Below are 22,231 nucleotides of genomic sequence, written 5' to 3'. Positions count from 1 at the left end.
GGTGCGTGGTGAGAGATCCATCCTATCGGCTTGTTCCCGCCGCAGTTCGCTTGCTCGGGCGCGCCGCGCGCGAAAGGGCAGGGAATGCCGGGTGGGTTCCCTGCTGGCGTTATCCCGGGCGGGCTGCGTAGGCTAGGGGCGTGCGCGACCACCTCCCACCGGGTTTGCCGCCCGACCCTTTCGCCGACGACCCCTGTGATCCGTCGGCTGCGCTGGAAGCCGTTGAGCCGGGCCAGCCCCTGGACTCCCAAGAGCGGATGGCCGTCGAGGCCGACCTCGCCGATCTGGCCGTGTACGAAGCGCTGCTGGCGCACAGGGGTATTCGCGGACTTGTGGTCTGCTGCGACGAATGTCAGCAAGATCACTACCACGACTGGGACATGCTGCGCGCCAATCTGCTGCAGCTGCTGATCGACGGCACCGTGCGTCCGCACGAGCCCGCATACGACCCCGAACCGGATGCCTACGTCACGTGGGATTACTGCCGGGGCTACGCCGACGCGTCGCTCAACGAGGCGACGTCGGACGCCGACGGTTTGAACCGCCGGCACTGATCGCTCACTGATTCGGACTCAACGGCGCCACCGGGGGTGGCGTCTTTCCGTGATGGTGATGCTTGCCCACTGATGGACTTGGTGGCACGCTCGGCGGGCTGAGCGGCGCAGGCGTTGCCGCCTTGGTCGGTGCGACCGACGCGGCGGGCGGCGGCGCCGGAATCGCAGTGGCCGGCGCGGGTGGCGCCGCCGGGGGCGGAGCGACCGGCAGCGTGGCGTTCGGATCGCGCGCGTCGACCTTGGCGTTCAACAGCCTCAGCTGGTTCGTCAGATCTTGTTTGCTGGCCGGGTCGTTGATCGACTGCACCAGGCTGCTCACCTCGGTCAGCTGTTGCTTGGCCTGCTCCCACTGACCGCGGTCGATCGATTCCTGGACCTTCGCCAGGTCGGCCTTGGCGGCCAGCATCTCCTGACTTCCGTGTAGCTGGGGCTCATCGAAGAACATCGCGTGCAACCCGTACAGGGTGCCGCCGGGCTGGGCCTCGACCACCATGGCGCCGAAGCCGCTGAGCGCTATCAGCGCCGCAGCGACCGATCCGACGACAGCCAGGCCACGATGGCCCCGCCGGCGCTCGGCCAGTCCGGCGCGCAACGCATTGACCGCCTCTTCGGGTGTCACCAGCGCGCTGGCCGGCGGCCACCTCAGGTTGTCGCGCCAGTCCTCGAGCAGGGTGGTCAGCACGTCGACGTCGGAATCCTCGACGTCCACCGGCCTGCGCTGGGAGAGCGCATCGAGCAGCAGGTCGGTGCGGGCAAATTCATCTAGGGATTCAGGCACAGTCACCTGCCGCGATCATTTCGGACTTCAACCGCGACAAAGCGCGGTGCTGGGCGACTCGGACCGCCCCGGTGGTACTGCCGACCGCGGCGGCCGTCTCCTCGGCGGACAGCCCGACGACGACACGCAGGATCAGGATCTCGCGCTGCTTGGCGGGCAGGATCTCGAGCATTTCGCTCATCCGGCTGACCGAATCGGCTTCGATCGCAACCTGTTCCGGTCCCGCGTCGTTGGACCACCGCTCGGGGATCGTGTCGGTGGGATAGGCGAGATCGCGCCCGGCGGCCCGGTGCGCATCGGCGACCTTGTGGGCCGCGATGCCATACAGGAAGGCCAGGAATGGACGTCCGCGATCGCGATAACGCGGCAGTGCCGTGATAGTCGCCAAACACACCTCCTGTGCCACGTCATCCGCTGACAGGCCACCCCGATCGACCGTGCCGACACGCGCTCGGCAATATCGCACGACGATCGGACGGATGGTCTCCAGCACCTCCCTCAATGCGTCGTGGTCTCCGGTGACGGCCTTGGCGACCACAGCGTCGAGACGTTCCCCTGCTGGAATTGTCATCGACTGTGATATCTCCAACGTTACGAAGCGGACACATCGCGGCCCAACCGGGCTAACTTACGGAATGACAATAACGGGCAGAGGGCCGTTTCAAGCGGAACGCCACGTCCCACCGGCGCGCCGCACCTGGCCTGCGCAGACATCTCGGATTTCGTGCAGCTGATGTGCTGTAAACGTGACACTTTCGATATCGATCAGCAAGCAAGCCAGCGCCCAGCGAAGGGGCAGCAGCCCTAGCCGGCCGGTGGTCTGCAGTGTGGCGTCCGCGACAGTGCGGGCGCGCTCGAGATCACCGGCGCAGCACAGCGCGGCGGCCAGCACCACTTCGCTTTTGGCCCGGTGCCGCGGCGATGCGACGGCCATGGTTGCGGCCAGCTCCACCCCTTCGCCGGCAAGACGGACGGCGGCGTCGCCCTCGCCGCGGGCCATCGCCAGCTCGGCGGCCACCCACCGTCGACGCACCGGGAGCCGGTCGGGCACTGGGGGGTTGGGCGATGCCAGCAATGACTCAGCGCGCGCCAGCAGCGTCTCCGCCGCCGCGAAGCGGCCGACACCCAGCGCGTCGGCCGCCAGCCCGATGAGGGCGTCGGCGCGCGCCTCGGGATCGCCGGCGGCCAGCGCGAGGGCGCGCCCGTCCCAGCCCCGAGCCAAAGTGTGCCAACCGAGTTGGCGCAAAAACGACCCCTGCGTGCTCATGCCCAGCGACACCAGCCGTCCGGCCGACGCGCTGCGGCGCAGCACCGCGAGGTCGCGGAAGGCAGCGCCGTAGCGCCCCTGTGCCCCGGCCGCCACGGCGCGCAGCCACAGTTCGGCCGGCGTCGTCGCCGTGGGCAGCGGCCAGCTACCGGGCCGGTCCCCGAAGGCGGCGTCGGCCAACTGCCGCCCAATCAGGCAAGTGTGACGAGTTTCAATCACAATGATGTAGTAAACAGTTTGTGGTCTTCATGTTACCGAGCCGTTAATCACTATAGCCCATGGATAAATTCGCCTTAACGCTCTGGTGGGCACTGAGCTGGGAAATCGCGTTTCGGCCAACTGCCTGGTAGCACGGTTCGGGATTCACATTTTCAATCGAGATGAACGCAACGTTAATTCTGCTCCAACAGGCACATACTTTGCCGGGCTAAGTGGCTATTGACGGAAATTCGCCGTCGCCCCTAACGTCTACGCATGACGGGTAGTCATCGGTGACCCCACTCCACTTAATTTAAGTTGCACCCAGTCGCTTTCATGAACCTGATCTCGAGCGGACGGTGCAGAGAGGGAGCAAGCCAATGCCACAGCCGGAACAGCTACCTGGACCCAACGCCGACATCTGGAATTGGCAACTGCAGGGCTTGTGCCGCGGCGTTGACTCATCGATGTTCTTTCACCCCGACGGAGAGCGGGGGCGGGCCCGCATGCAACGCGAGCAGCGCGCGAAGGAAATGTGCCGGCAGTGCCCGGTGATCCAGGAATGCCGCTCGCACGCCCTCGAAGTCGGTGAGCCCTATGGGGTTTGGGGCGGTCTGTCGGAATCGGAGCGCGACCTGTTGCTCAAGGGCGACATCGGGCGCGCCATCCGCCGCTCCGCCTAGCCCCTCATTCGACCCGTCCGCCCCGGTCGCCGATGAACGATCCTCGGTGCCAATCCGTGTCTTAGTCATGGACTAGGCCGGCCAGGCCGCGGTCCTAGTCGACGCGGCGTCGAACCCGTTGCGTCACGCCGGCTCTCGCATACACCGGAGGGGCCATGGCGAATCGGGGGCATTTCAATCGGATCCGCAGTACCGGGCCTGCGGTGCGGACAATCCTGGGGCGACAAGCTTGGCTGGATCGTCCCAGCTACCGGCTCGAGCACGCCTTGACCCTTTTGTTCGCGACCCTGGGCCGCAACCGCGATCGGGTCAGCGACGCATTGCACGGCACCTGGCTCGGCCATCCGCTGCATCCGGCTTTGACGTCGGTGCCGACCGGCGCGGTGGCGACGACGCTCGTCATGGATGCGGCCAGCATGCTGCCCGGCAGCACCACCCGACTGTGTGACGGGTCGAGGTACGCGTTGGGCGTCGCACTCGCAGGAAGCGTCGGCGCCGCCGCGACCGGCGTGACGGACTGGCAGCACACCCACGAGCAGTCGCGTCGGATTGGCCTTGTGCATGGCGCGCTGAACGCGATCGCGACGGGGTTGTACGCGGCGTCGTGGTGGGATCGGCGCCGCGGCCACCACCGGCGCGGGATGGCGAGCAGCGCACTGGGCTATGGCCTCACCCTCGCCGGCGGCTACCTCGGCGGGGATTTGGTGTTCGGTGCGGGCACCGGGGTGGACCGGTCCGGCGCCCTGCTCAGAGGCAACCGCTGGATGCCGGTGCTGCCCGCGGCCGCGCTGGACGGCCGGCCGCAGCGGGTGGCGGTCGACGGCGTCGGCGTGGTTCTGTATCGCACCGACGACCAGGTGACCGCGGTGGGTGAGCGCTGCCCGCACCTGGGCGCGCCGATGACTGACGGGTGGATCGACCGCGGCCGAATCGTATGCCCGTGGCATGGTTCCCGATTCGCGTGCGAATCGGGTGACGTGCTGCGCGGACCGGCGACAGCGGCGCTGCCGAATTACCCGGTGCGGATTCGCGACGGGCTAATCGAAGTGCACGGTGTGCCGAAATGAACGCCTACGAGGTGCTTTTCGAACACCACACGCTCTTACGCGAGCTCTGCACCAAGATCACCGGTACGCCGGTGGACAGTGACGAGCGGCAAGAGGCGCTCGATGAGCTGTTGATCGAGCTGGACATCCACATGCGCATCGAGGACGACCTGTTCTACCCGGCGGTAGCGGAGGCCAGCGCACTGGTCGCCATCGCCCATGCCGAGCATAGGCAGGTGTGGGATCAGCTGGCGGTGCTGCTGCGCACGCCGCCTACGGCGCCCGAGTACGCCGACGAATGGCATTCGTTCGTCACGGTTCTCGACGCCCACGCCAGCGAAGAGGAGCGCGACTTATGCCCGCCCCCAGTAGATTTGAGTGAGGACATGATCGAGGCGCTGGGATGCCGAATGAGCGAGCGCATCGCGCGGTTACACCTATCCCCCATCAACAAGTTCCGCGTCCGCAGCCGCAAAACCCTGCTGAGCTCCCTGCGGGGCTAGGCTCCGTCGCCCACCGCCGGGCTCGCCCGCCGAAGGATTATCTAAAAGCGTCAGAACGCGCCATCAACAACGCCTTTGAGGCGGTGAACACGACGGCGACGCACCTCGGGCGCATCGTGGGCCTGGTCGCTGGCGCGGCGGGCCGCGCCGCGCGGGAAATGGTGGATTTGGTCTGGACTACCGCGACCTGGCCGATGAGGTGCGCAAGCCCGCCCGGTGGTTCGCCGTTTCGGCACGGGCCAATGTGGGTAGCTACCGCAAATGAATAAGGCCGCATGTTTTGCGGTCGCGGCGCTCACCGCGGCCGTCGCTCCGCTAGCCGCCTGCGCGAATCAGCAAGGCAGTCAGCCCAACACCTCGCCGCTGACCAGTCCGACCTCCGGGGCGGAGAGGCTGACCACCCAGTTGAAGACCGCCGACGGCACCCCGGTCGCCAATGCCACCTTCGAATTCGCCAACGGGTACGCGACGGTGACCGTGGAGGCGGGCCCCAACCAGGTGCTCAGCCCCGGATTCCACGGGCTGCAAATTCACGCGGTCGGCAAGTGCGAGGCCAGTTCGGCTGCTCCGAACGGCGGCTCGACGGGCGACTTCGACTCCGCCGGGAGTGTCTACCAGGCGGCCGATCACACGAGTTACCCAGCCAGCGGCGACCTGACCGCGCTGCAGGTGCGCTCCGATGGCTCGGCGAAACTGGTGACCACCAGTAACGCCTTCACCTCGGCCGACCTGAGGAACACCTCGGGCACCGCGCTCATCATCCACCAGACTGCGGACAATCTGGGCACCACCGCCCCAGCGGGTGAATCGGGCAAGCGGCTGGCCTGCGGTGTGATTGCGGCGCCGTCCGCGACGACGACGTCGTCGACAACCAGCGTCACGACGAGCACCACCACCACCGTCGTGCCACCGGCCACTACCAGCACCAGCACCAGCACCGTGACGGTCACCGGCACCCCGACCACGACGTCCACACCGACCACGACCGTGCCGACCCCGCAGTACTCGCCGCCAGGGCGCTGACGCTCACCATGAAAGGAACACCCCGGATCCGCAAGGGACCGGGGGTGTTCGCGCCACCTACCCCATGGCGGGTGACGACGCGCTAATGCGCGTGTATGTCCGGCGTGCGGACGTGCTCGGGACGGAAGCCACGCCCGACGAAAAGTGGCGGAATCGCCTGCAGCGGGCCGAATCCCACGATCTTCGGAACGCGGATCGCCGACAGGTCACCGTCCAAGTTGGGCGCGACCACGTTGTCCTGCACGAGCACCTGAAAAGCCTGGATGATCCGCGTGGGCAGCTCGCGTCGCCGTTGCACCTTTGCGAGATCGGTGTCGGCCAACCGGCCTTGGCGCAGCGGGGCGCACAGGATGTTCGCCGCGGCCACCGCGTCGGCGACGGCAAGGTTGATGCCGACACCGCCGGCCGGCGACATGGCGTGCGCGGCATCGCCGATGCACAGCACACCGGTACGCCACCACCTATCGAGCCGGTCCACCCGCACGTCGAGCTCGCTGGTGTCATCCCAGGAGCTCAGGTCATCGACATGCTCGCGCAGCCGCGGCTGGGCGGTGACCAACCGCTCCTTGAACTCCGCCAATGATCCGGCCCTGGGATTTGAACCCTTAGGCATCAAATAGGCGACTTGCCAATAGTCGCCCCGATAGATCATGACCATCAGCAGGCCTCTACGGGCCACGCCGAACAGTTCCTGAGGGTCACCGAGGCGCCACTTCAGCCGGAACCACAGCACATCCATCGGGGAGTGCGCCGCAGCGGTCTGTAGCCCGGCGGCAGCGCGCACCGCGGACTTGCGCCCGTCCGCGGCGATGACGAGATCGGCCCGCACCTGAAGATCCGGCGTGCGCACCCCGGCCACCCGGCCACCATCGAAGATCAGGTCGGTGACCTCGGCGTTGCGAACCAGGGTGAATTCGGGGTAGGCGGAAGCCTTTTCAGCGATGAAATCAAGAAAATCCCACTGCGGCATCATGGCGATATACGGCTGTTTGAAGCCGAGCCGCTTGAGCACCTTGAAGTTGCCGAAGGTGCGAATCGAGCCATCGGTGTCGAAGGCGACGCGGTCGATCTTCGTGTGCGGTAGCCGCAGGAACTCGTCGATGAAGCCCAGCTCGTCCATGATCCGCAGGGTGGTCGGGTGCACGGTGTCGCCGCGGAAATCGCGCAGGAAATCGTTGTGCTTCTCCAGGACGACAACCCGGATTCCGGCCCGCGCCAGCAGCAGTGCATGAATCATGCCGGCGGGACCGCCGCCGGCAACGCACACCTGGGTCTGCATCAGTTGTGTCATGGCTCTGCACTCCCGGGTATTGTGAAATACAACTACAGTCTATATCAACTAATGTATCATGGCGGGCGAGGAGGTGGAATGGCTCGACAGGTGTCGACACCCGAAGTGGTCCAGGCCGCGCTACGCGCCGCGGAAAAACTGGGCAAGGATGTCGCCGACGTTTCCGTCGCATCGATCGCCACCGAGGCCGGGATCTCGCGCAGCACCCTGTTGCGACGCTTCGGTGGCTCACGCACCGCCTTGAACGACGCCGTTCGTGCCGCCGGAGTCGACCCCGGCGGGCTGCCCCCCGTCCGCATCCGGGCGGTGGCCGCTGCTGCATCGTTGATCGGCGAAGCCGGCCTCGCCGCAACAACACTGGAAGCCGTCGCCGACCGGGCGGGTTGTTCGGTGTACAGCCTCTATGCGGTCTTCGGCGGGCGCGACGAGCTGATGCGTGCGGTCTTCGAGCAGCACAGCCCGATCGCTGCTATCGAGGAATACCTCGCGCATCCCGGTGACGACCTGCTCGAAACGGTGCGGGGCTGCTACCGAACCGTGGCGAACGCGCTGGGCGCCGAACCCCTCGTTGCCCCAGCGATATTCGCCGAGGCCTTCGCACGGCCGAGCAGCCCCGCCGTGCGATCCCTCGCCGCCTACGGCGCCCCGCGCATGCTTGGTGTGCTCAGTCGCTGGTTCGACGCCGAGATCCGTGCCGGACGCATCCGACGTTTGCCGATGCCGCTGCTGGCCCAACAACTTCTCGGCCCCATCGTGATTCACTTGCTGACCCGGCCGGCGTTGCCGAATGTCGTCGCGTGGTCGCTTCCCGACATCGACACCACCTGCGACGTCTTCGCCGAGGCGTTCGTGCGTGCCGTCGCGACGTCGGGCGCGGTGCCGGGGATACTTACCTATCGACCTCAGAGATGAATCGGGTGAGCAGATCCTCAAGCTGTTTTGCCTCGCCGGGCCCCATTACAGAAACCAAGCGTTCGGCTAGTGGTTCGGCGATTACGTGAGCGGAGTCGAAGAGCTTAAGCCCCTTGCGGGTGATCTCCACCGCCCGCACCCGGCGATCCCCGGGGACGGACTTGCGGACGGCAAGCCCCTTACGCTCCAGGTCGTCCACTACCCGCATGATTCCTGCCTTGTCCGAACCCGTCGCCTCGACCAAGTCCCGCTGCTCGGTAGGCCCGCGGTTGACGAGGACGAGCAGCACGGCGAAATGCCGCATTTCGATGCCCAGCGGCCGAATCGCTTCCGACATCACCGTGGCTGCACGCCGGTGCGCCCGGCGCAGCAGCAAACCGAGAGCGAAAGGCGAGAGGTCTCCGGGGCGGTCGGTCGCACGGGCGGTGGGATGCTTGGCAGCCTCGCGGGTCATCGGGCGTGCCTTTCTTCATCCAGATCGTCACCGGCCTCGGTCCGAGTGGGGTGCTGAGCCTTCCGGAGACTTGGCGACTCGTCGTCGACGAATGTGACCGTCTCCTCAAGCGGTGCCCGGCCCGTACGGGCGTATTTCACAGCGGGATCCTCGTAACCAATCGACATGCCGCAAAAGAGGATCAGCCCGTCCGGCGGTGACAGGAGCTCCGCGACCGTTTCGCGAACCTGCGACCAGGCCATTTGGGGACAGCTGTGCAGCCCCTCGGCGCGGAGTAGCAGCATCACTGTTTGCAAATACATCCCGACATCGGCCCACTGGGCCACGCCTAGGTCGTGATCGATGTAGCAGAACAGTGCGGCAGGCGCACCAAAACAGTTCCAATTCCCAATAGCCGCCCGCTGGCGCGCCTCCCAGTCCTCGCGCGCAATGCCGAGGGCACTGTAGCGCTCCTTGCCGAAGGCGGATCGGCGCTCACTGTACGGCGGCTTCAGTGCGGGCGGGTACATCTGATACTCCCGCTCGTCCCAGGGGTCACCGTGGGCAACGCGCTCGACGGCGCGTGTCTTGAGCTCGGTCAGCAGGGCACCGGTCACCACATACGTTTTCCACGGCTGGATGTTCGACCCTGATGGTGACCACGCCGCGGCGGACAGCACCCGCTCCAGAACCTCCTTGCGCACGGGCTGATCCGTGAATCCGCGCACTGCCCGTCGACTTGTCACTGCCTCGTATACGTCCACGGTCTCGCCTGCCTAACCATCCGGTTTTTGTTATCTGTATCGTACAATACTGTATCAGTCGATACTATTCCCGTTGAAACGGGTGCCCTCGGTCGGACGGATCTAGGTGAGCGAGGTTGAGCTGCTAAAACAACCCAGCGCCCGGAGCTGGTCCAGCGCACTTGAGTAGTCGATTACGCGGTCAAACCCACGGCGCTCGGCGGATACTCACCTCAGAACCGGAGGGAGAACGTCATGTCGGACCAATTCGATGGCAAAGTCGCCTTCATCACCGGCGCCGCGCGTGGACAAGGCCGCTCGCATGCGGTTCGGTTTGCCGAGGAGGGCGCGGACATCATCGCCTTCGACCTCTGCGGTCAAATCGACAGCGTCGCCTACCCGATGACGACGCGCGAGGATCTCGACGAGACCGTCAACCTCGTTGAAAAGACCGGTCGCCGAATCGTCGCGGCGCAAGGCGACGTCCGCGACTTCCGGAGCCTGAAGGCTGCTGTCGCGAATGGCGTGGCCGAATTGGGCAGAGTCGACTTCGTGCTCGCCAACGCCGGGATCCTGCCGGCGGTCGGTGAACAGCGCCATGACATCGCCGCCTTCATCGATTCGGTGAACGTGTTGCTCAACGGCGTGTACTACACGATCGAGGCCGCCCTGCCCGCGATGCTCGACCACGGCGAGGGCGGGGCCATCGTGATCACGAGCTCGACTGCGGGGTTGAACAGCCTGTGCCCGACGTTCAGCGGTCGAAGCCACGGCCTGGCCGGCTACCAGGCCGCGAAACACGGCGTGGTCGGCTTGATGAGGTATTACGCAACCTCTCTGGCGGAGAAGAACATCCGGGTCAACACCGTGCATCCGACCGGGGTCGCGACGCCGATGATCGTCAACGAACCATTTGCCGAATTGATGGCCGAGCACCCCGAAGGTGCGTCCGCGTTACAGGCGCCGTTGCCCGTAGAGCTCATCGAAGCCGCCGATGTGAGCGAGGCGATGATTTACCTCTGTGGGCGCTCCGGGCGCTATATCACCGGAGTCACGTTGCCGGTCGACGGCGGAATCTCGGTCAAGTAGTTCAGCCCGGTTAATGAACCGCTGACTCAAGTCCGAAGATGTTCACGGCGGTCGACTTGCCTTTCAGTTCATGTGATCCCCGGTCGACGAGCCCACCTGGTCGAGACGCCAGCGCGTCAACGGTCTGCTGGGTGAGAAGGATGGCGTCACCTGTGGTCTTGGTGAGCTGCTCGACGCGGGCCGCGACGTTGACGGTGTCGCCGATCAGGGTGAACTCGAGCTTGCCTCCGCCCCCGATGGTTCCGGCGATCACCACTCCGGTGTTGATGCCGACCCCAATCCGAAGCTCACCGCCGAATCGCTCGGCCACGAGGCGCTGAATCCGCACCGCCGCGGCCACCGCGGCATCGGCATGATCGGCGAGATCGTGCGGGGCGCCGAACACCGCCAGTGCGCCGTCGCCGAGAAACTTGTTCACATGCCCGCCGCCCCCGACTACGGCCGGCACGACGATCTCTAACAAGGCATTGAGCCGAGAAACCGTGTCCTCGGCGGTATTCGCCTCGGCGAACGGGGTGAAGTCGCGGATGTCGACGAACATCACGGTCACCTCGCGGCGCTCGCCGGTGAAGACGTCGTTACCCTGCTGCAGCAGTCGCGCCGCCAACGCCGGGTCGACGTAGGTGCCAAACGCACTCTGAAGCCGTTGCCGCTCAGCCAAACCCGCCTGCATGCGGTTGAACGATGCCGCCAGCGCGCCGAGATCGTCATCCTGAACAACCTGCAGGCGTCGCGAATAGTCCCCGGCCGCAACGCGTTTGGTGCCTTCGGCAAGATCGCGAATGGGTTGCAGCAGCGGCGAGTACGCCGCCCAGAGCGACGGCCCGATGACGAGCACGAGTACACCACCGATCACCATGGGTAGGGCCGGGCCGTGCCTGGCCACGTCCAACACGGCTCCCAGAATCGCGCCCGCAACGGCAAACGCGAACCCCACCCCGAGCATGGCCACGTTGGTCCACGTGGCGAACGCCGGGCGAGAGCGAGGCAGGGAATCGCCGATCTCCGTGTTCGAGGCGATCGCGGCCCGGGCCGGCCGCACGGCTTGTTCGGTGTAGCTGTGCAGGGTGATCAGCTGGCCGGCAGTCCCGGCGACGGCGCCCAGAATCGCGTACTGGACGAGCCGCGACCCGCTTGCTCCGGCAATGATCGCGACACCGGCGAACAGCGCCGCGATCCAAAAGAAGGTGACGACCAGCCCTCTGGTGATCAATTTTCGGCCATAGCTGTAGGTGGCGCGCAGTGCGCTCTCTGGATCAACATCGTCGCCGGCGGCCCACCGCTCGATGAGACGTGGATCCTTTCCGCCGGGTACTGCCACCACATACAGGTACGCGAGCACGGCGACCACGGTCACCGCGGCCGCCTCGGTGTAGCGGTCAGATCTCTCGAAAGCGACGATGCCAAACGACCAGGCGAGATAGACCGGGAGCGCCAGCGGGAGCGTAAGCGCCCAGCATGCCCACGAATACCTGGATTTGTACCGCTCCCACGCCAATTGCCAGATGCGACCCATCCCAATAGCGAAACACCACCGGCGGTGAACCGGGGGTGTTTCTTCGGCACTACCCAGTGATCGCGGTGGCCGTGGTCACGATCGCAGCGACTTCAATCTCGATGCGCATCTTCGGACCCGCCAGCGCGGCTACGCCGATGCATGTCCACAGCGGTGCGCGGTCACCCATGCGCAGGCGAAACTGTTCGACCATGGTGTCGAGGTGCTCAAGCCCGATCCGGCCGTCCGCATCCGGCACGTGGTACGAGTGCACGGTTATCACTTGGCGCCAAGATGCTCCTGCTGTTGCCAATGTCCGTTCCACGTTGTCGAAGGCCTGAATGACTTCGTCGCGGACTGACTCCGGATAGCCCCACTCGTCATCCCAGCCTCCTTGACCGGCGGTCTCCACCCGGTCGCCGTACCGAACGACCTGTGAGTAGTGAAAGTCCCGCAGCGGGCGTTGCCCGTAGCCAGGAGTAATGGAAAAAATCGGCTCATCCATGTGTGCCATCTTCATGGCCGGCGGCCTCACCGGTATCGAGGATGACAAAACACCCCCGGGCCTATGACCCGGATGTATTCCGCTCACACTGTTTGTGGTGAATGTGGCAGTGGACTTCCTCTTCGGCTGGCTTGTCGACGACGGCCGTCTCGGTAATTCTCGATTGCAGCCCGCAACGGCACGGAAACCAGCGAACGAAATGCCCGACGCGTGTATCCAAGATCGCACACCCTAAGTGCAGGGGACGCCGCGCGCTGCTCAAAGCTAGCCGACTTGATGCGGGACGCCGGTGAGCATCATTTCTGTCACGCGCCGCGGCACTTCAGACACCATCGGGAAGATGGCGGTTCGCTTAGGAATCCGTACGTGCCTACGGCCTTTGCGAACGGCCTTGACAACCTTTTTGGCGACCTTCTCGCGCGGGACGTCCACCATGAGACGCGTCTGGTAGAAACGCCGGAACGATTGCGATGTTGGCTCGTAGTCGTGGAACCCCGCGCTCAGCTCAGTGGGGATCGGGCCGAGCTCCACAAGGGTAGTGCCGATCGGCAAGCCTCGGAGCTCGGCGCGCAACCCCGCGGTGAAGTGGGACAACGCCGCTTTGGATACGCAGTAGCTGACCAGGCCCGGCATCACACCGACGCCCGCCAGTGAAGACATGTTGACGATGTGGCCGCCGCCGTTCCCGAGCATCCGAGGTATGGCCTGACGGCACAGCTCGGCCGGGGGCGAGGTAGTTGACCTGGGTGATTTCGCGCAGGTGGTCGGGCCCGTCAGTGAACGCGGCGGGAGGCCCGATGCCGGCATTGTTCACCAGGACGTCGATCGGACCAGCTTCTTCGTCAATCTGATTGAAGAGGCCGTCGACCTGCGTCGGATCCGAGAGGTCGGCGGGATAGGCAGTGCCCCCAAGCTCGGCTGCGAGTGCATGGATGGCGTCCTTGCTGCGGGCAACGAGCACAACGATGGCCGCCGCCTCGGTGATGGCATGGGCAAGGGACTCACCGATGCCTCGCGACGCCCCGGTAATCAGCACCCGCTTCCCGCGCATGTCCACGCGTTGAGCTTAAGTAGTCCATCAGCAAACGGGGTGATCGGTGCGTCTACACACCGCGTTGGAGCCTGGCGTCAAGCACGCAGTGCGGCTAATCAACACCCGCCTTTTCGTCACCCTGCTTTTTCAGCGTCTCACTCGCGCTGCTGACGACGCTTCGGATGAACTCGTACTGGGTCTTGACGAGTTTGTCGGCCATGTCGAGAGCGGCGTCGACGATGGTCTCGCGTCTAGACGGGTGATCGTCGCCATGCCCCGGCAACGACTCTTCCACGGCGCCAACGAATTTGCGTACGGCATCGATCGCGTTCCGTTGTCCGGATTCCACCGATTTGAGCACTTCGTCAGACAAGCCTGCTGCCCGTCGCGCCAGGTCGGACGCACGTTCCACCGGAGAATTCTTCTCGGTCCCCTCCGTCATGATCACTCCTGAAGGATTGAGTGCAGAAACGAGCCAAACGGCTCCCCGTCAGGATGCGCTCCGACGTCGGGCTCTCATAGGGCCGATGGTCCTTAACTTAAGCGAAGCCTCACCCGAGCGCTAGATGCCGAATGTGGGGCCTATGCACGGAAATCGACGAAATCCCATGCATAGCCCCAGATTCGAGACTGCAACTAACTTCTAGTGAGATGGCCATGACCGTGGCCGTGCTCGTCCTCCTCCTCAGCAGGCTTCTCCACAACCGCCGTCTCCGTGGTGCGAGATGTACCACCGCCCAACATTTCCGTTCAACGCGCAGCGGTGTTTCGTCTAAGCGAGATCTAGGTGTATGAACTCGATCTGAATTCCATCAGGATCGACGAAGTCAAAGATGTGCGCGCGACCGTCCGCCGCTTCCCGAACGGCTGACCGCGCCACGCCGCGGACGTCGAGCCAAGTCGCCCACGCGTGCAACTCATCCAAAGACGTCGCCGTCAATGCGAAGTGATCGAGGCCGGTACGTGTTGGGTGGAACCGCTCTCCCCCGTTACCTGAATGTTCATAGAGATCAAAGATGCATCCGCCCAGGGAAAGGATGGCCATGCGACCGATAAACGACGCGCTCGTGCCGCCGTGCGGTCCAACCAAGAGATCCGCTCCCAGCACGTCGCGATAGAAGCCCATGCTGCGCTCGAGGTTCGTCACAGAAATCCCGAGGTGATGCAGTCCGGCCAAGTGCGGACGATCACGACCCACGACCTAAATGGTGCCATTGATGGCAGTGAGGTAAAACGAAAACCCCCGGCCGATAAGCCGGGGGTGTCTCGTTACCTACCGCTAGTGATGGTGGTGATGACCGTGGCCGTGGCCGTGGCCGTCGTTCGCCCGGCTCGGCGGGCTTGTCCACGACCGCCGTCTCGGTGGTGCAGGAAATACCACAGGCCCCGACAACCACGGTCACCATCACGACCACTGGGAGCACGCTGCACGAAACATCCCAGCCCTCCTCAGGGGTGCTTCCGTTTCACTTCAGCTTCGCAAACGGCAGCATCTTGATAAATTCGCTGAAACCACTTGCCAATCATCGTCGGAGTTTCCGACGTGCACCGGGATGATCCAATGAGCGACTCACCAGAATCGGTTGTCCGAAGGTTTTTTGCCGCCTGGTCTGACCCGAAAGCAGATGAATTGGGCAGCTTCTTCAACGAAGATGCCCAATGGGTCGACGGTCCGCAAGGAATCCGCGACGGCGCGGAGGCCATCAAGGTCGAATTGGCGGCCCAGCTCACTGCAGTGGGAGGCGTGAAGGTTGATATCAAGACGCTCGTCGGCCGTGGGCGGACCGTCATGGTCGAACAGGTCTCGAACTCGATTGTTCGCGGCAGCCTCATTAGCAGCGTTGTCATGGCAGTCTTCGAGTTGGGTGAAAGCGGGCGAATTCAGCAGTGGCGGGAAGCTTACGATCTGAAATCGGCGACCGACCAGATCGCAGCTGCCGCAAAATCTTAAGGCGTCGGTCACGCCACGCTGCCTTGCAGCAGAGTTGAAACACCCCCGGACCAATCATGATCCGGGGGCATCTCGCTGGAACTACTCAGTGGTGGTGGTGCCCGTGGCCATGGCCGTGGTCATCGTCGGCCTCGGCCGGCTTCTCGACCACCGCGGTTTCGGTGGTGAGAACCATCCGGGCCACCGACGCCGCGTTGAGCACCGCCGAGCGGGTGACCTTGACCGGGTCGATGACGCCGTCGGCGATCAGGTCGCCATATGTCAGCTTGTCCGCGTTCAGCCCGTGCCCGTTGGGCAGCTCGGTCACCTTGTGCACCGCGACCGCGCCGTCGAGCCCGGCGTTGGTGGCGATCCAGTACAGCGGCGCCGCCAACGCCTCGGAGAAGACGTCGACGCCCAATGCCTGATCGGCAGTCAGGGACTTGCGGAGCTCGTCCAGCGCCTTGCGCGTCTGCAGCAGTGCCGAGCCGCCGCCCGCGACGATGCCTTCCTCAACAGCCGCTTTCGCGGCTGCGACGGCATCCTCGACGCTTTCCTTGCGTTCCTTGAGCGCGGTCTCGGTGGCCGCTCCCACCTGGATCACGGCCACGCCGCCGGCCAGCTTGGCCAGGCGCTCCTGCAGCTTCTCGCGGTCCCAGTCAGAGTCGCTTGCCTCGATCTCGGCGCGCAGCTGCTTGACGCGGTTGGCCACCGCCTCCTTGGAGCCGCCGCCGTCGACGATGACGGTGTCGTCCTTGCTGACCACCACACGGCGGGCCGAGCCCAGCACGTCCGTGCCGACCTCCCGCAGCAGTAGGCCCGCGTCGGGGTTGATCACCTGGCCACCGGTCACCACCGCCAGATCCTCCAGGAACGCCTTGCGGCGGTCACCGAAGAACGGCGCCTTGACCGCGACGGCCTTGAGCGTCTTGCGGATGGAGTTCACCACCAGGGTCGCCAGCGGCTCGCCCTCGATGTCTTCGGCGATGATCAGCAGCGGCTTGCCCGATTCGGCGACCTTCTCCAGCATGGGCAGCAGGTCGGGCAGTGAGCTGATCTTCTCCTGGTGCAGCAGGATCACCGGGTCGTCCAGTACGGCCTGCTGGGAGTCGAAGTCGGTGACGAAATAGGCCGACAAGAAACCCTTGTCGAAACCGACGCCCTCGGTGAACTCGAGCTCGGTGCTCAGCGTCGAGGATTCTTCGACGGTCACCACACCGTCGGTGCCGACCTTGGTCATCGCCTCGCCGACCAGCTCACCCAACAGCTGGTCGCGCGAGGACACGGTCGCCACCTGCGCGATCGCGTCCTTGCCCGAGACCGGGGTGGCCGACGCCAGCAGCGCCTCGGACACGGCGTCGGCGGCCTTGCTGATCCCCGCGCCCAGTTCGATGGGATTGGCGCCCGCGGCAACCAGCCGCAGGCCGCCCTTGACCAGCGCCTGTGCCAGCACGGTCGCGGTCGTGGTGCCGTCGCCCGCGACGTCGTTGGTCTTGGTCGCCACCGACTTCACCAGCTGGGCGCCCAGATTCTCGAACGGGTCTTCCAGCTCGATCTCACGCGCGACGGTCACACCATCGTTGGTGACAGCCGGGCCGCCGAATGCCTTGGCCAGCACCACATGCCGGCCGCGCGGCCCGAGCGTCACCCGCACCGCGTCGGCGAGCGTGTTCACGCCCGCCTCGATGGCACGGCGCGCTGTCTCGTCATATTCAATGATCTTGCTCATCAGGCTCCTTCACCCAAACGCATGCCGCCCCGGAAATCGCCCGCGCAGGACGCGGGGATCGCCGGGGCGGAACACGGTTCTTACTTGGAGACGACAGCCAGCACGTCGCGTGCCGACAGGATCAGGTACTCCTCGCCGCCGTACTTGATCTCGGTGCCGCCGTACTTGCTGTAGATGACGGTGTCGCCTTCCGAGACGTCCAGCGGGATGCGCTTCTCGCCATCGTCGTCCCACCGGCCGGGGCCGACTGCGACGACGGTACCTTCCTGCGGCTTCTCCTTGGCGGTGTCAGGAATGACCAGACCGGACGCGGTCGTGGTCTCGGCCTCGTTGGCCTGCACGAGAATCTTGTCCTCGAGTGGCTTGATATTCACCTTCGCCACGATTGGAGCCCTCCACTGTTTGGGTCGGGTCCGGGACGCGCCCGGACCGGAGTTGACGGCCGATACGGGTTGGCCCCGAACCGGTCGAGTTATCAGGTGTTCGGCATCCGTCCTTGCCCGAGCGCCGTCGTCGCGGGTGCCGGCACAGGGCTTGGCCGATTGCCACCTAGCACTCTATACATGAGAGTGCTAGCACTCAAGGGCGCCCTGCTGCTTCCTATGTGAGCCGCGGTCGTCGCGGCGAGTCACTTTGCGTAAATCGGCCGAAGTGAATAATAAATCTGTGCACTTGGGCATCTGGCGGGCCAATGGCGCGGCCGCGGCTCTGGCAACCTCCATGGCGCTCTTAGCGGGCTGCACCGGGTTGACCGGGGCAGCTCACGCCGACCCGAACGGCCAGATGTACGGGAACCCTCAGGCCGCGGCGCCCTATTGGCGCTATCAGATCGGCGAAGACTGCGGCCTGATGGCAGTCGCCGACGTGGTCGGACAGGTTTCCGGTAAAGAACCCAGCCAGGTCGGCATCGAGCTACGCGGCGTGTTCACCAAAAGCGAAGTGCACCACGGCGGCGTCTACCTTTTTGACGGGACCTCGCCGCAAGACATGGTGCTGCTCCTGAGCAGGTACGGCGTGCAATCCCAGCTGACGACGGGCAACACGTTGCAAGGAATGGAGCGGGACCTGGCCAGCGGCCGCAAGGTGATCGCGGCGATCAACGCCGAGACCATCTGGAACTACCCGCCAGGCAAAGGACAGCGGACCAACGCCGACCACGCCGTCGTCGTCACCGGCGTCGACACCCGCAACAACATCGTTCATCTCAACGACAGCGGCACCCCCAGCGGCCGCAACGAGCAGATCCCCTTGGCCACCTTCACCCAGGCCTGGGCTACGAGCGACAACCTGCTCATCGTCGCCTAGGCCACCACCTGGCCGCGGACCACCGGCAGCCCGGGGTCGCTGGGCACGTCCAACGGTGACTCTGGCGCCCCGGCGGCCACCAGGTGAGCGGCGAAGGACGCGATCATTGCCCCGTTGTCGGTGCACAGCCTGGGCTTGGGGATCCGCAGGGTCAGCCCGGCCGACGCGCTGCGCTGCTCCGCCAGCTCGCGCAACCGTGAATTCGCGGCCACTCCACCCGCGATCAGCAGCGTCGAGACCCCGAGGTCGGTCGCCGCGCGCACCGCCTTTCGGGTCAGCACGTCGGCGACGGCCTCCTGGAACCCAGCGGCGATATCGGCGTTCACCGCGTCCGGGTGGCTTTCCAGGTATCTCGCGACGGCCGTCTTGAGCCCGGAGAAGCTGAACGCGTACGGGTCGTCGTGCGGCCCGGACATACCGCGCGGGAACGCGATGGCGTCGCGATCACCGGTACGGGCAAGCTCATCGAGGACCCTGCCGCCCGGGTAACCCAGGCCCAGCAGCCGCGCCACCTTGTCGTAAGCCTCGCCGGCGGCGTCGTCGACCGTACTGCCGAGCTCGACGATCGGCTCGCCGAGTGAACGGACATGCAACAGGTGAGTGTGGCCGCCGGAGACCAGCAGCGCCACACACTCGGGCAGCGGCCCATGCTCGTAGACATCGGCGGCCAGGTGTCCGCCCAGATGGTTCACCGCGTAGAAGGGCACCCCCCAGGCGGCCGAATACGCTTTGGCCGCAGCGACTCCCACCAGCAGGGCGCCGGCCAACCCTGGCCCGATGGTGGCCGCGACGACGTCGGGCCTCTTTAGGCCGGCGGTCGACAGCGCGCGGCGCATGGCGGGCCCCAGCGCCTCCAGGTGTGCGCGTGAGGCGATCTCGGGGACCACGCCGCCGAACCGCACGTGTTCGTCAACACTGGAAGCCACCTCGTCGGCCAGCAGCGTCACGGTGCCATCGGCATCCAGCCGCGCGATGCCGACTCCCGTTTCGTCGCAAGAGGTTTCGATCGCGAGGACAGTTGTCATGAGCGCTCCACGCTTCGCTTGGCATCGTCGTCCACGCGTGTCACAAGGCCTCCCTGCGCATCGTGTACGCGTCGGCGCCGCTGACGCGGTAGTAGCGGCGGCGCAGGCCGATCCGCGCGAACCCGACGCTGGTGTACAGCCCGATGGCCGCCTCGTTGTCGGTGCGGACTTCCAGGTAAACCGCGCCGCCGTCAGCAAAGGTCAGGAGCTCGTCGAGCAGCCGGCGGCCGATCCCCCGCCCCTGGTATGCGGGATCCACGCCGATGGTGTGCACCTCGTACTCGTAGGGCGGGGTGCGGCCGAGCCGCGAGATCCCAGCGTAGCCGACCAGCGTCTCGCCGACCCGCGCGCCCACGTAATGGTTGTGCACACTGGCCAATTCGCGGTGGAAAGCTGCGGCGGGCCAGGGATCGTCTCCGTCGAAGAGCTGCGCCTCGAGCTCGCCGCAGCGGCGCGCGTCTGCGCGGGTCAGTGGGCCGACCGTCACGGCCTCGCTGTGGGCGGTCATTGCCGTGCCGCCAACGGTTTGGCGTCGGGCCGACGCAGATACAGGGCCACCAGTGGCGGCGGATTGGCGGACCAATCAGCTACCGCTGCAACCAATCCGGCCGGGGTGGGGCAGCGCGGCCCGCACACCGGCAAACCGAACAGGCTGGCGTGCTCGGGTGATCCTGCAACGGCCGCAGCGGTATCCGGGTCGACGTCGGTCGCGGCGTTGACCGCGGGCCCGTAGGTGCGCACGCCGTCGCGGTAGCGGGCCCAGTAGACCTCGCGCCGACGGGCGTCCGTGACCACCAACGTGTCCCCGGGGGTTCGCACGCCGATGGCGTCGAGGCTGCACACGCCATACACCGGAATGTCCAGCGCGTGCCCGTAGGCGGCGGCGGTGGCCATCCCGGCTCGCAGGCCGGTGAACGGCCCCGGGCCACAGCCCACCACGACGGCATCGAGGTCGGCCATCGTCAACTCCGCATGAGCCAGGGCCGCACCGACATTCGGGGTGAGCCGTTCGGCGTGAGCGCGGGCGTCGACGGTGACCCGTTCGGCGAGCACGCACAGGTCTTCACGGCGCACGAGTCCGGCCGTCACGGCAGGGGTGGAGGTGTCGAGCGCGAGGACGATGCTCATGCCCACCTCCAGGTGGCGATCCGCACATCGGATCCGGTGACGCGCTCCAGCCGGATATCCAAATGATGCTCGGCCAGCCGCTCGACCAGACCCTCGCCCCATTCCACCACGACGACAGCGTCGTCGAGATCGCTGTCCAAGTCCAGCGAATCGAGCTCGCCGAGCAGGTCTGCTCCCTGGTGGCCGGTGTGGTCGAGCAACCGGTACATGTCGACGTGAATCAGCGTCGGGGCGCCCGGGCACCGCGCCGGATGCACCCGCGCCAGCACGTAGGACGGTGAGGTGACTGGCCCGTCGACATCCATTGCCACGGCAATTCCCTTGGCCAGCACGGTCTTTCCCGCGCCGAGCGGACCGGAGAGCACCACCACGTCGCCCGCCCGCAGCTGTTGCCCCAGTCGCGACCCCAGCGCCATGGTGTCTTCGACGTGCTCCAGCGTCGCGGTGCCCTCGCCCTGCGGCGATCGCGAGCGCGGCACCGCCGGGCGCGGCGGGTCGCCGCCACCGGACTTAGCCACGGCGCCGCAACCATTCTCGCAGCCGTCGCATCCGCAGCGCCACCTTGCCCGGGGTGGCTCGCCTGACCAATCGGACCAGCCCGCCGTTGATGGCGTCGGGCTTGTCCAGCAGCGCCAGATGGCTGGCCCCCGCGACGATGACCAGCTCGGACTGCGGCAGGCTGGCGGCCATCTTTCGCGAATACTCGTCCGGGGTGAGCAAGTCGTGGTCGCCGCATGCGATGAGGGTCGGGACGCGCAGCAGCGTCCACAGCCCGGCGGTCTCGTCATGCTTTTCCAACGCGTCCAGGAAACCCACCATGGTGGGGATGGGGGTGCTGTTCATCATGCGCTGGGAGAACGCGTCCAGGCTCCGACTGACCTGCAGGTCGCTGAAGGAGGCGGCCCGCAGCACCGGGCCGATCAACGACCGGGACACGTTGCGGCCGCGGTGCATCAGCTTGGGCGCGGACCGCGCCGCAACCCGGACTGCTTCCAGCGCAGGGTTTTTGAGTATCTCACCAAGTGGTGACCTCGCAACACCCTCGGCCGCGGAGGAAATCAGCGCGCCGCCCACTATTCGGCGCCCGTACTGCTCGGGGAATTGGCGGGCATGCGACAACACCGTCATGCCGCCCATCGAGTGGCCCACCAACACGATCATTCCACGCGGCGCCACCACGTTCAGCACGGTCTGCAGGTCCCTGCCGAGTTGGGTCAGCGTGTAGGTTTCGGGGTCCGCCTCGCCGGATCTGCCGTGTCCGCGCTGGTCGTAAAAGACCATCCGCACGTCGGGTCCCAACTGATCGGGCAGCCGCGTGCGCTGAAAATGAAAGGCGCCCATCTGCAAACAGAATCCGTGAACGAACACGATGGTCAGCGGTGCGTCGGCCGGACCGGCTTCGCGGACCGCCAGCGGAATCCCGTCGGGAGTGGTCACCACCACGCTGGTGTCGTCTTCGAGCCTGTTGAAATCCTCATGGGCATACGGGTCTTCGACCGCGGAGCGCTGGGTGATCGACCGGCGCGCCGACGCCCCGATAATGGTGGCGACGGCCGTCACC

The 22,231-nt window shown here is 65.8% G+C and carries 27 protein-coding genes and 1 pseudogene; 9 read left to right on the top strand and 19 right to left on the bottom strand.

Annotation, left to right across the window (positions count from 1 at the left end):
- The first annotated feature begins 140 nt into the window (after positions 1-140).
- On the top strand, positions 141-554 hold the full coding sequence (locus AC5Y4F_RS18270; RefSeq protein ID WP_067932702.1) for a DUF5319 domain-containing protein: 414 nt from the start codon (positions 141-143) through the stop codon (positions 552-554).
- A gap of 4 nt (positions 555-558) precedes the next feature.
- Here the strand turns inward: AC5Y4F_RS18270 and AC5Y4F_RS18265 are convergent, their stop codons facing one another.
- The 3 genes from AC5Y4F_RS18265 to AC5Y4F_RS18255 all read right to left on the bottom strand — a co-directional run bounded on the left by AC5Y4F_RS18265 (position 559) and on the right by AC5Y4F_RS18255 (position 2,818).
- Positions 559-1,338 carry an anti-sigma-D factor RsdA gene (locus AC5Y4F_RS18265; RefSeq protein ID WP_197520511.1) on the bottom strand — a complete coding sequence of 260 codons (780 nt, stop codon included), beginning with the start codon at positions 1,336-1,338 and terminating at the stop codon, positions 559-561.
- On the bottom strand, positions 1,325-1,903 hold the full coding sequence (locus AC5Y4F_RS18260) for a sigma-70 family RNA polymerase sigma factor (protein ID WP_067932698.1): 579 nt from the start codon (positions 1,901-1,903) through the stop codon (positions 1,325-1,327). Before AC5Y4F_RS18260 ends, AC5Y4F_RS18265 begins: the two co-directional genes overlap by 14 nt.
- Positions 1,904-1,993: 90 nt before the next feature.
- On the bottom strand, positions 1,994-2,818 hold the full coding sequence (locus AC5Y4F_RS18255) for a hypothetical protein (RefSeq protein ID WP_067932696.1): 825 nt from the start codon (positions 2,816-2,818) through the stop codon (positions 1,994-1,996).
- Between the two features lie 359 nt (positions 2,819-3,177).
- Between AC5Y4F_RS18255 and AC5Y4F_RS18250 the strand changes: the two genes are divergently transcribed.
- The 4 genes from AC5Y4F_RS18250 (at position 3,178) to AC5Y4F_RS18235 (ending at position 6,052) form a co-directional block, all read left to right on the top strand.
- Entirely contained in the window at positions 3,178-3,480 is a 303-nt protein-coding gene (locus tag AC5Y4F_RS18250; RefSeq protein WP_067932695.1) for a WhiB family transcriptional regulator, read from the top strand.
- A gap of 155 nt (positions 3,481-3,635) precedes the next feature.
- Positions 3,636-4,547 carry a Rieske (2Fe-2S) protein gene (locus tag AC5Y4F_RS18245; protein ID WP_499997779.1) on the top strand — a complete coding sequence of 304 codons (912 nt, stop codon included), beginning with the start codon at positions 3,636-3,638 and terminating at the stop codon, positions 4,545-4,547.
- Entirely contained in the window at positions 4,544-5,029 is a 486-nt protein-coding gene (locus AC5Y4F_RS18240; RefSeq protein WP_067932690.1) for a hemerythrin domain-containing protein, read from the top strand. Before AC5Y4F_RS18245 ends, AC5Y4F_RS18240 begins: the two co-directional genes overlap by 4 nt.
- A 261-nt stretch (positions 5,030-5,290) precedes the next feature.
- Positions 5,291-6,052, top strand: a complete 762-nt coding sequence (locus AC5Y4F_RS18235) for a superoxide dismutase family protein (protein WP_499997778.1) — start codon at positions 5,291-5,293, stop codon at positions 6,050-6,052.
- 82 nt (positions 6,053-6,134) lie between these two features.
- Here AC5Y4F_RS18235 and AC5Y4F_RS18230 read toward each other — a convergent pair whose 3' ends face one another.
- Entirely contained in the window at positions 6,135-7,343 is a 1,209-nt protein-coding gene (locus tag AC5Y4F_RS18230; protein WP_499997777.1) for an FAD-dependent oxidoreductase, read from the bottom strand.
- A 78-nt stretch (positions 7,344-7,421) separates the two neighbouring features.
- Here AC5Y4F_RS18230 and AC5Y4F_RS18225 point away from each other — a divergent pair, with 78 nt between their 5' ends.
- Positions 7,422-8,255 carry a TetR/AcrR family transcriptional regulator gene (locus AC5Y4F_RS18225; protein ID WP_499997776.1) on the top strand — a complete coding sequence of 278 codons (834 nt, stop codon included), beginning with the start codon at positions 7,422-7,424 and terminating at the stop codon, positions 8,253-8,255.
- Here the strand turns inward: AC5Y4F_RS18225 and AC5Y4F_RS18220 are convergent.
- Positions 8,233-8,709, bottom strand: coding sequence for a MarR family winged helix-turn-helix transcriptional regulator (locus tag AC5Y4F_RS18220; RefSeq protein WP_499997775.1), 477 nt, complete (start codon positions 8,707-8,709; stop codon positions 8,233-8,235). The two genes, AC5Y4F_RS18225 and AC5Y4F_RS18220, sit on opposite strands and share 23 nt — an antisense overlap.
- On the bottom strand, positions 8,706-9,452 hold the full coding sequence (locus AC5Y4F_RS18215) for a nitroreductase (RefSeq protein ID WP_499997774.1): 747 nt from the start codon (positions 9,450-9,452) through the stop codon (positions 8,706-8,708). Before AC5Y4F_RS18215 ends, AC5Y4F_RS18220 begins: the two co-directional genes overlap by 4 nt.
- A gap of 234 nt (positions 9,453-9,686) precedes the next feature.
- Here AC5Y4F_RS18215 and AC5Y4F_RS18210 point away from each other — a divergent pair, with 234 nt between their 5' ends.
- The gene (locus tag AC5Y4F_RS18210; RefSeq protein WP_499997773.1) at positions 9,687-10,520 is read left to right on the top strand and encodes a mycofactocin-coupled SDR family oxidoreductase; all 834 of its coding nucleotides are present in this window, start codon (positions 9,687-9,689) and stop codon (positions 10,518-10,520) included.
- 10 nt (positions 10,521-10,530) lie between these two features.
- Here AC5Y4F_RS18210 and AC5Y4F_RS18205 read toward each other — a convergent pair whose 3' ends face one another.
- From AC5Y4F_RS18205 to AC5Y4F_RS18180, 6 genes and pseudogenes are all read right to left on the bottom strand, one after another.
- The gene (locus tag AC5Y4F_RS18205) at positions 10,531-12,036 is read right to left on the bottom strand and encodes an adenylate/guanylate cyclase domain-containing protein (RefSeq protein ID WP_499997772.1); all 1,506 of its coding nucleotides are present in this window, start codon (positions 12,034-12,036) and stop codon (positions 10,531-10,533) included.
- Positions 12,037-12,085: 49 nt separating this feature from the next.
- Positions 12,086-12,520 (bottom strand): Rid family hydrolase, encoded by a 435-nt coding sequence (locus AC5Y4F_RS18200; RefSeq protein ID WP_499997771.1) that lies wholly within the window; start codon positions 12,518-12,520, stop codon positions 12,086-12,088.
- Between the two features lie 264 nt (positions 12,521-12,784).
- Positions 12,785-13,327: an SDR family NAD(P)-dependent oxidoreductase gene (locus AC5Y4F_RS18195; protein WP_499997790.1), complete on the bottom strand. Its 543-nt coding sequence runs from the start codon at positions 13,325-13,327 to the stop codon at positions 12,785-12,787.
- Positions 13,260-13,571 (bottom strand): annotated as a pseudogene (locus tag AC5Y4F_RS18190) (SDR family NAD(P)-dependent oxidoreductase); the annotation flags it as partial. The pseudogene AC5Y4F_RS18190 and the gene AC5Y4F_RS18195, both read right to left, overlap by 68 nt.
- A gap of 94 nt (positions 13,572-13,665) precedes the next feature.
- Positions 13,666-13,995, bottom strand: a complete 330-nt coding sequence (locus AC5Y4F_RS18185; protein WP_499997770.1) for a hypothetical protein — start codon at positions 13,993-13,995, stop codon at positions 13,666-13,668.
- A gap of 330 nt (positions 13,996-14,325) precedes the next feature.
- Positions 14,326-14,751, bottom strand: coding sequence for a VOC family protein (locus AC5Y4F_RS18180; RefSeq protein WP_067932670.1), 426 nt, complete (start codon positions 14,749-14,751; stop codon positions 14,326-14,328).
- A gap of 363 nt (positions 14,752-15,114) precedes the next feature.
- Between AC5Y4F_RS18180 and AC5Y4F_RS18175 the strand changes: the two genes are divergently transcribed.
- Positions 15,115-15,504: a nuclear transport factor 2 family protein gene (locus AC5Y4F_RS18175; RefSeq protein ID WP_067932668.1), complete on the top strand. Its 390-nt coding sequence runs from the start codon at positions 15,115-15,117 to the stop codon at positions 15,502-15,504.
- A gap of 85 nt (positions 15,505-15,589) precedes the next feature.
- On the opposite strand, the gene groL is transcribed toward AC5Y4F_RS18175, so the two are convergent.
- Positions 15,590-17,212 (bottom strand): chaperonin GroEL, encoded by a 1,623-nt coding sequence (gene groL, locus AC5Y4F_RS18170; RefSeq protein ID WP_067932665.1) that lies wholly within the window; start codon positions 17,210-17,212, stop codon positions 15,590-15,592.
- Between the two features lie 80 nt (positions 17,213-17,292).
- Positions 17,293-17,595, bottom strand: coding sequence for a co-chaperone GroES (groES, locus tag AC5Y4F_RS18165; protein ID WP_067932663.1), 303 nt, complete (start codon positions 17,593-17,595; stop codon positions 17,293-17,295).
- A gap of 283 nt (positions 17,596-17,878) precedes the next feature.
- On the opposite strand from groES, the gene AC5Y4F_RS18160 reads away from it, so the two are divergent.
- A complete protein-coding gene (locus AC5Y4F_RS18160) occupies positions 17,879-18,517 on the top strand; it encodes a C39 family peptidase (RefSeq protein WP_499997769.1) in 639 nt (212 codons plus the stop codon).
- Here AC5Y4F_RS18160 and tsaD read toward each other — a convergent pair.
- Genes tsaD through AC5Y4F_RS18135 form a run of 5 tightly spaced genes read right to left on the bottom strand, consistent with a single transcriptional unit; the run spans position 18,514 to position 22,230 of the window.
- Positions 18,514-19,542, bottom strand: a complete 1,029-nt coding sequence (gene tsaD / locus AC5Y4F_RS18155) for a tRNA (adenosine(37)-N6)-threonylcarbamoyltransferase complex transferase subunit TsaD (protein ID WP_499997768.1) — start codon at positions 19,540-19,542, stop codon at positions 18,514-18,516. The genes AC5Y4F_RS18160 and tsaD overlap by 4 nt on opposite strands.
- Before the next feature lie 40 nt (positions 19,543-19,582).
- Complete coding sequence (gene rimI / locus AC5Y4F_RS18150) at positions 19,583-20,050, bottom strand: ribosomal protein S18-alanine N-acetyltransferase (RefSeq protein ID WP_499997767.1); 468 nt, start codon at positions 20,048-20,050, stop codon at positions 19,583-19,585.
- On the bottom strand, positions 20,047-20,670 hold the full coding sequence (gene tsaB, locus AC5Y4F_RS18145) for a tRNA (adenosine(37)-N6)-threonylcarbamoyltransferase complex dimerization subunit type 1 TsaB (RefSeq protein WP_067932656.1): 624 nt from the start codon (positions 20,668-20,670) through the stop codon (positions 20,047-20,049). The genes rimI and tsaB overlap by 4 nt, the downstream gene beginning before the upstream one ends.
- Positions 20,667-21,149 carry a tRNA (adenosine(37)-N6)-threonylcarbamoyltransferase complex ATPase subunit type 1 TsaE gene (gene tsaE / locus AC5Y4F_RS18140; RefSeq protein WP_499997789.1) on the bottom strand — a complete coding sequence of 161 codons (483 nt, stop codon included), beginning with the start codon at positions 21,147-21,149 and terminating at the stop codon, positions 20,667-20,669. Before tsaE ends, tsaB begins: the two co-directional genes overlap by 4 nt.
- Before the next feature lie 31 nt (positions 21,150-21,180).
- A complete protein-coding gene (locus AC5Y4F_RS18135) occupies positions 21,181-22,230 on the bottom strand; it encodes an alpha/beta fold hydrolase (protein ID WP_499997766.1) in 1,050 nt (349 codons plus the stop codon).
- Between the last annotated feature and the right edge of the window lies 1 nt (position 22,231).

The organism is Mycobacterium sp. NGS56 (assembly GCF_059812425.1).
Note: the sequence above shows the minus strand (reverse complement) of the source record. Positions and strands in the feature narration are given on the sequence as shown.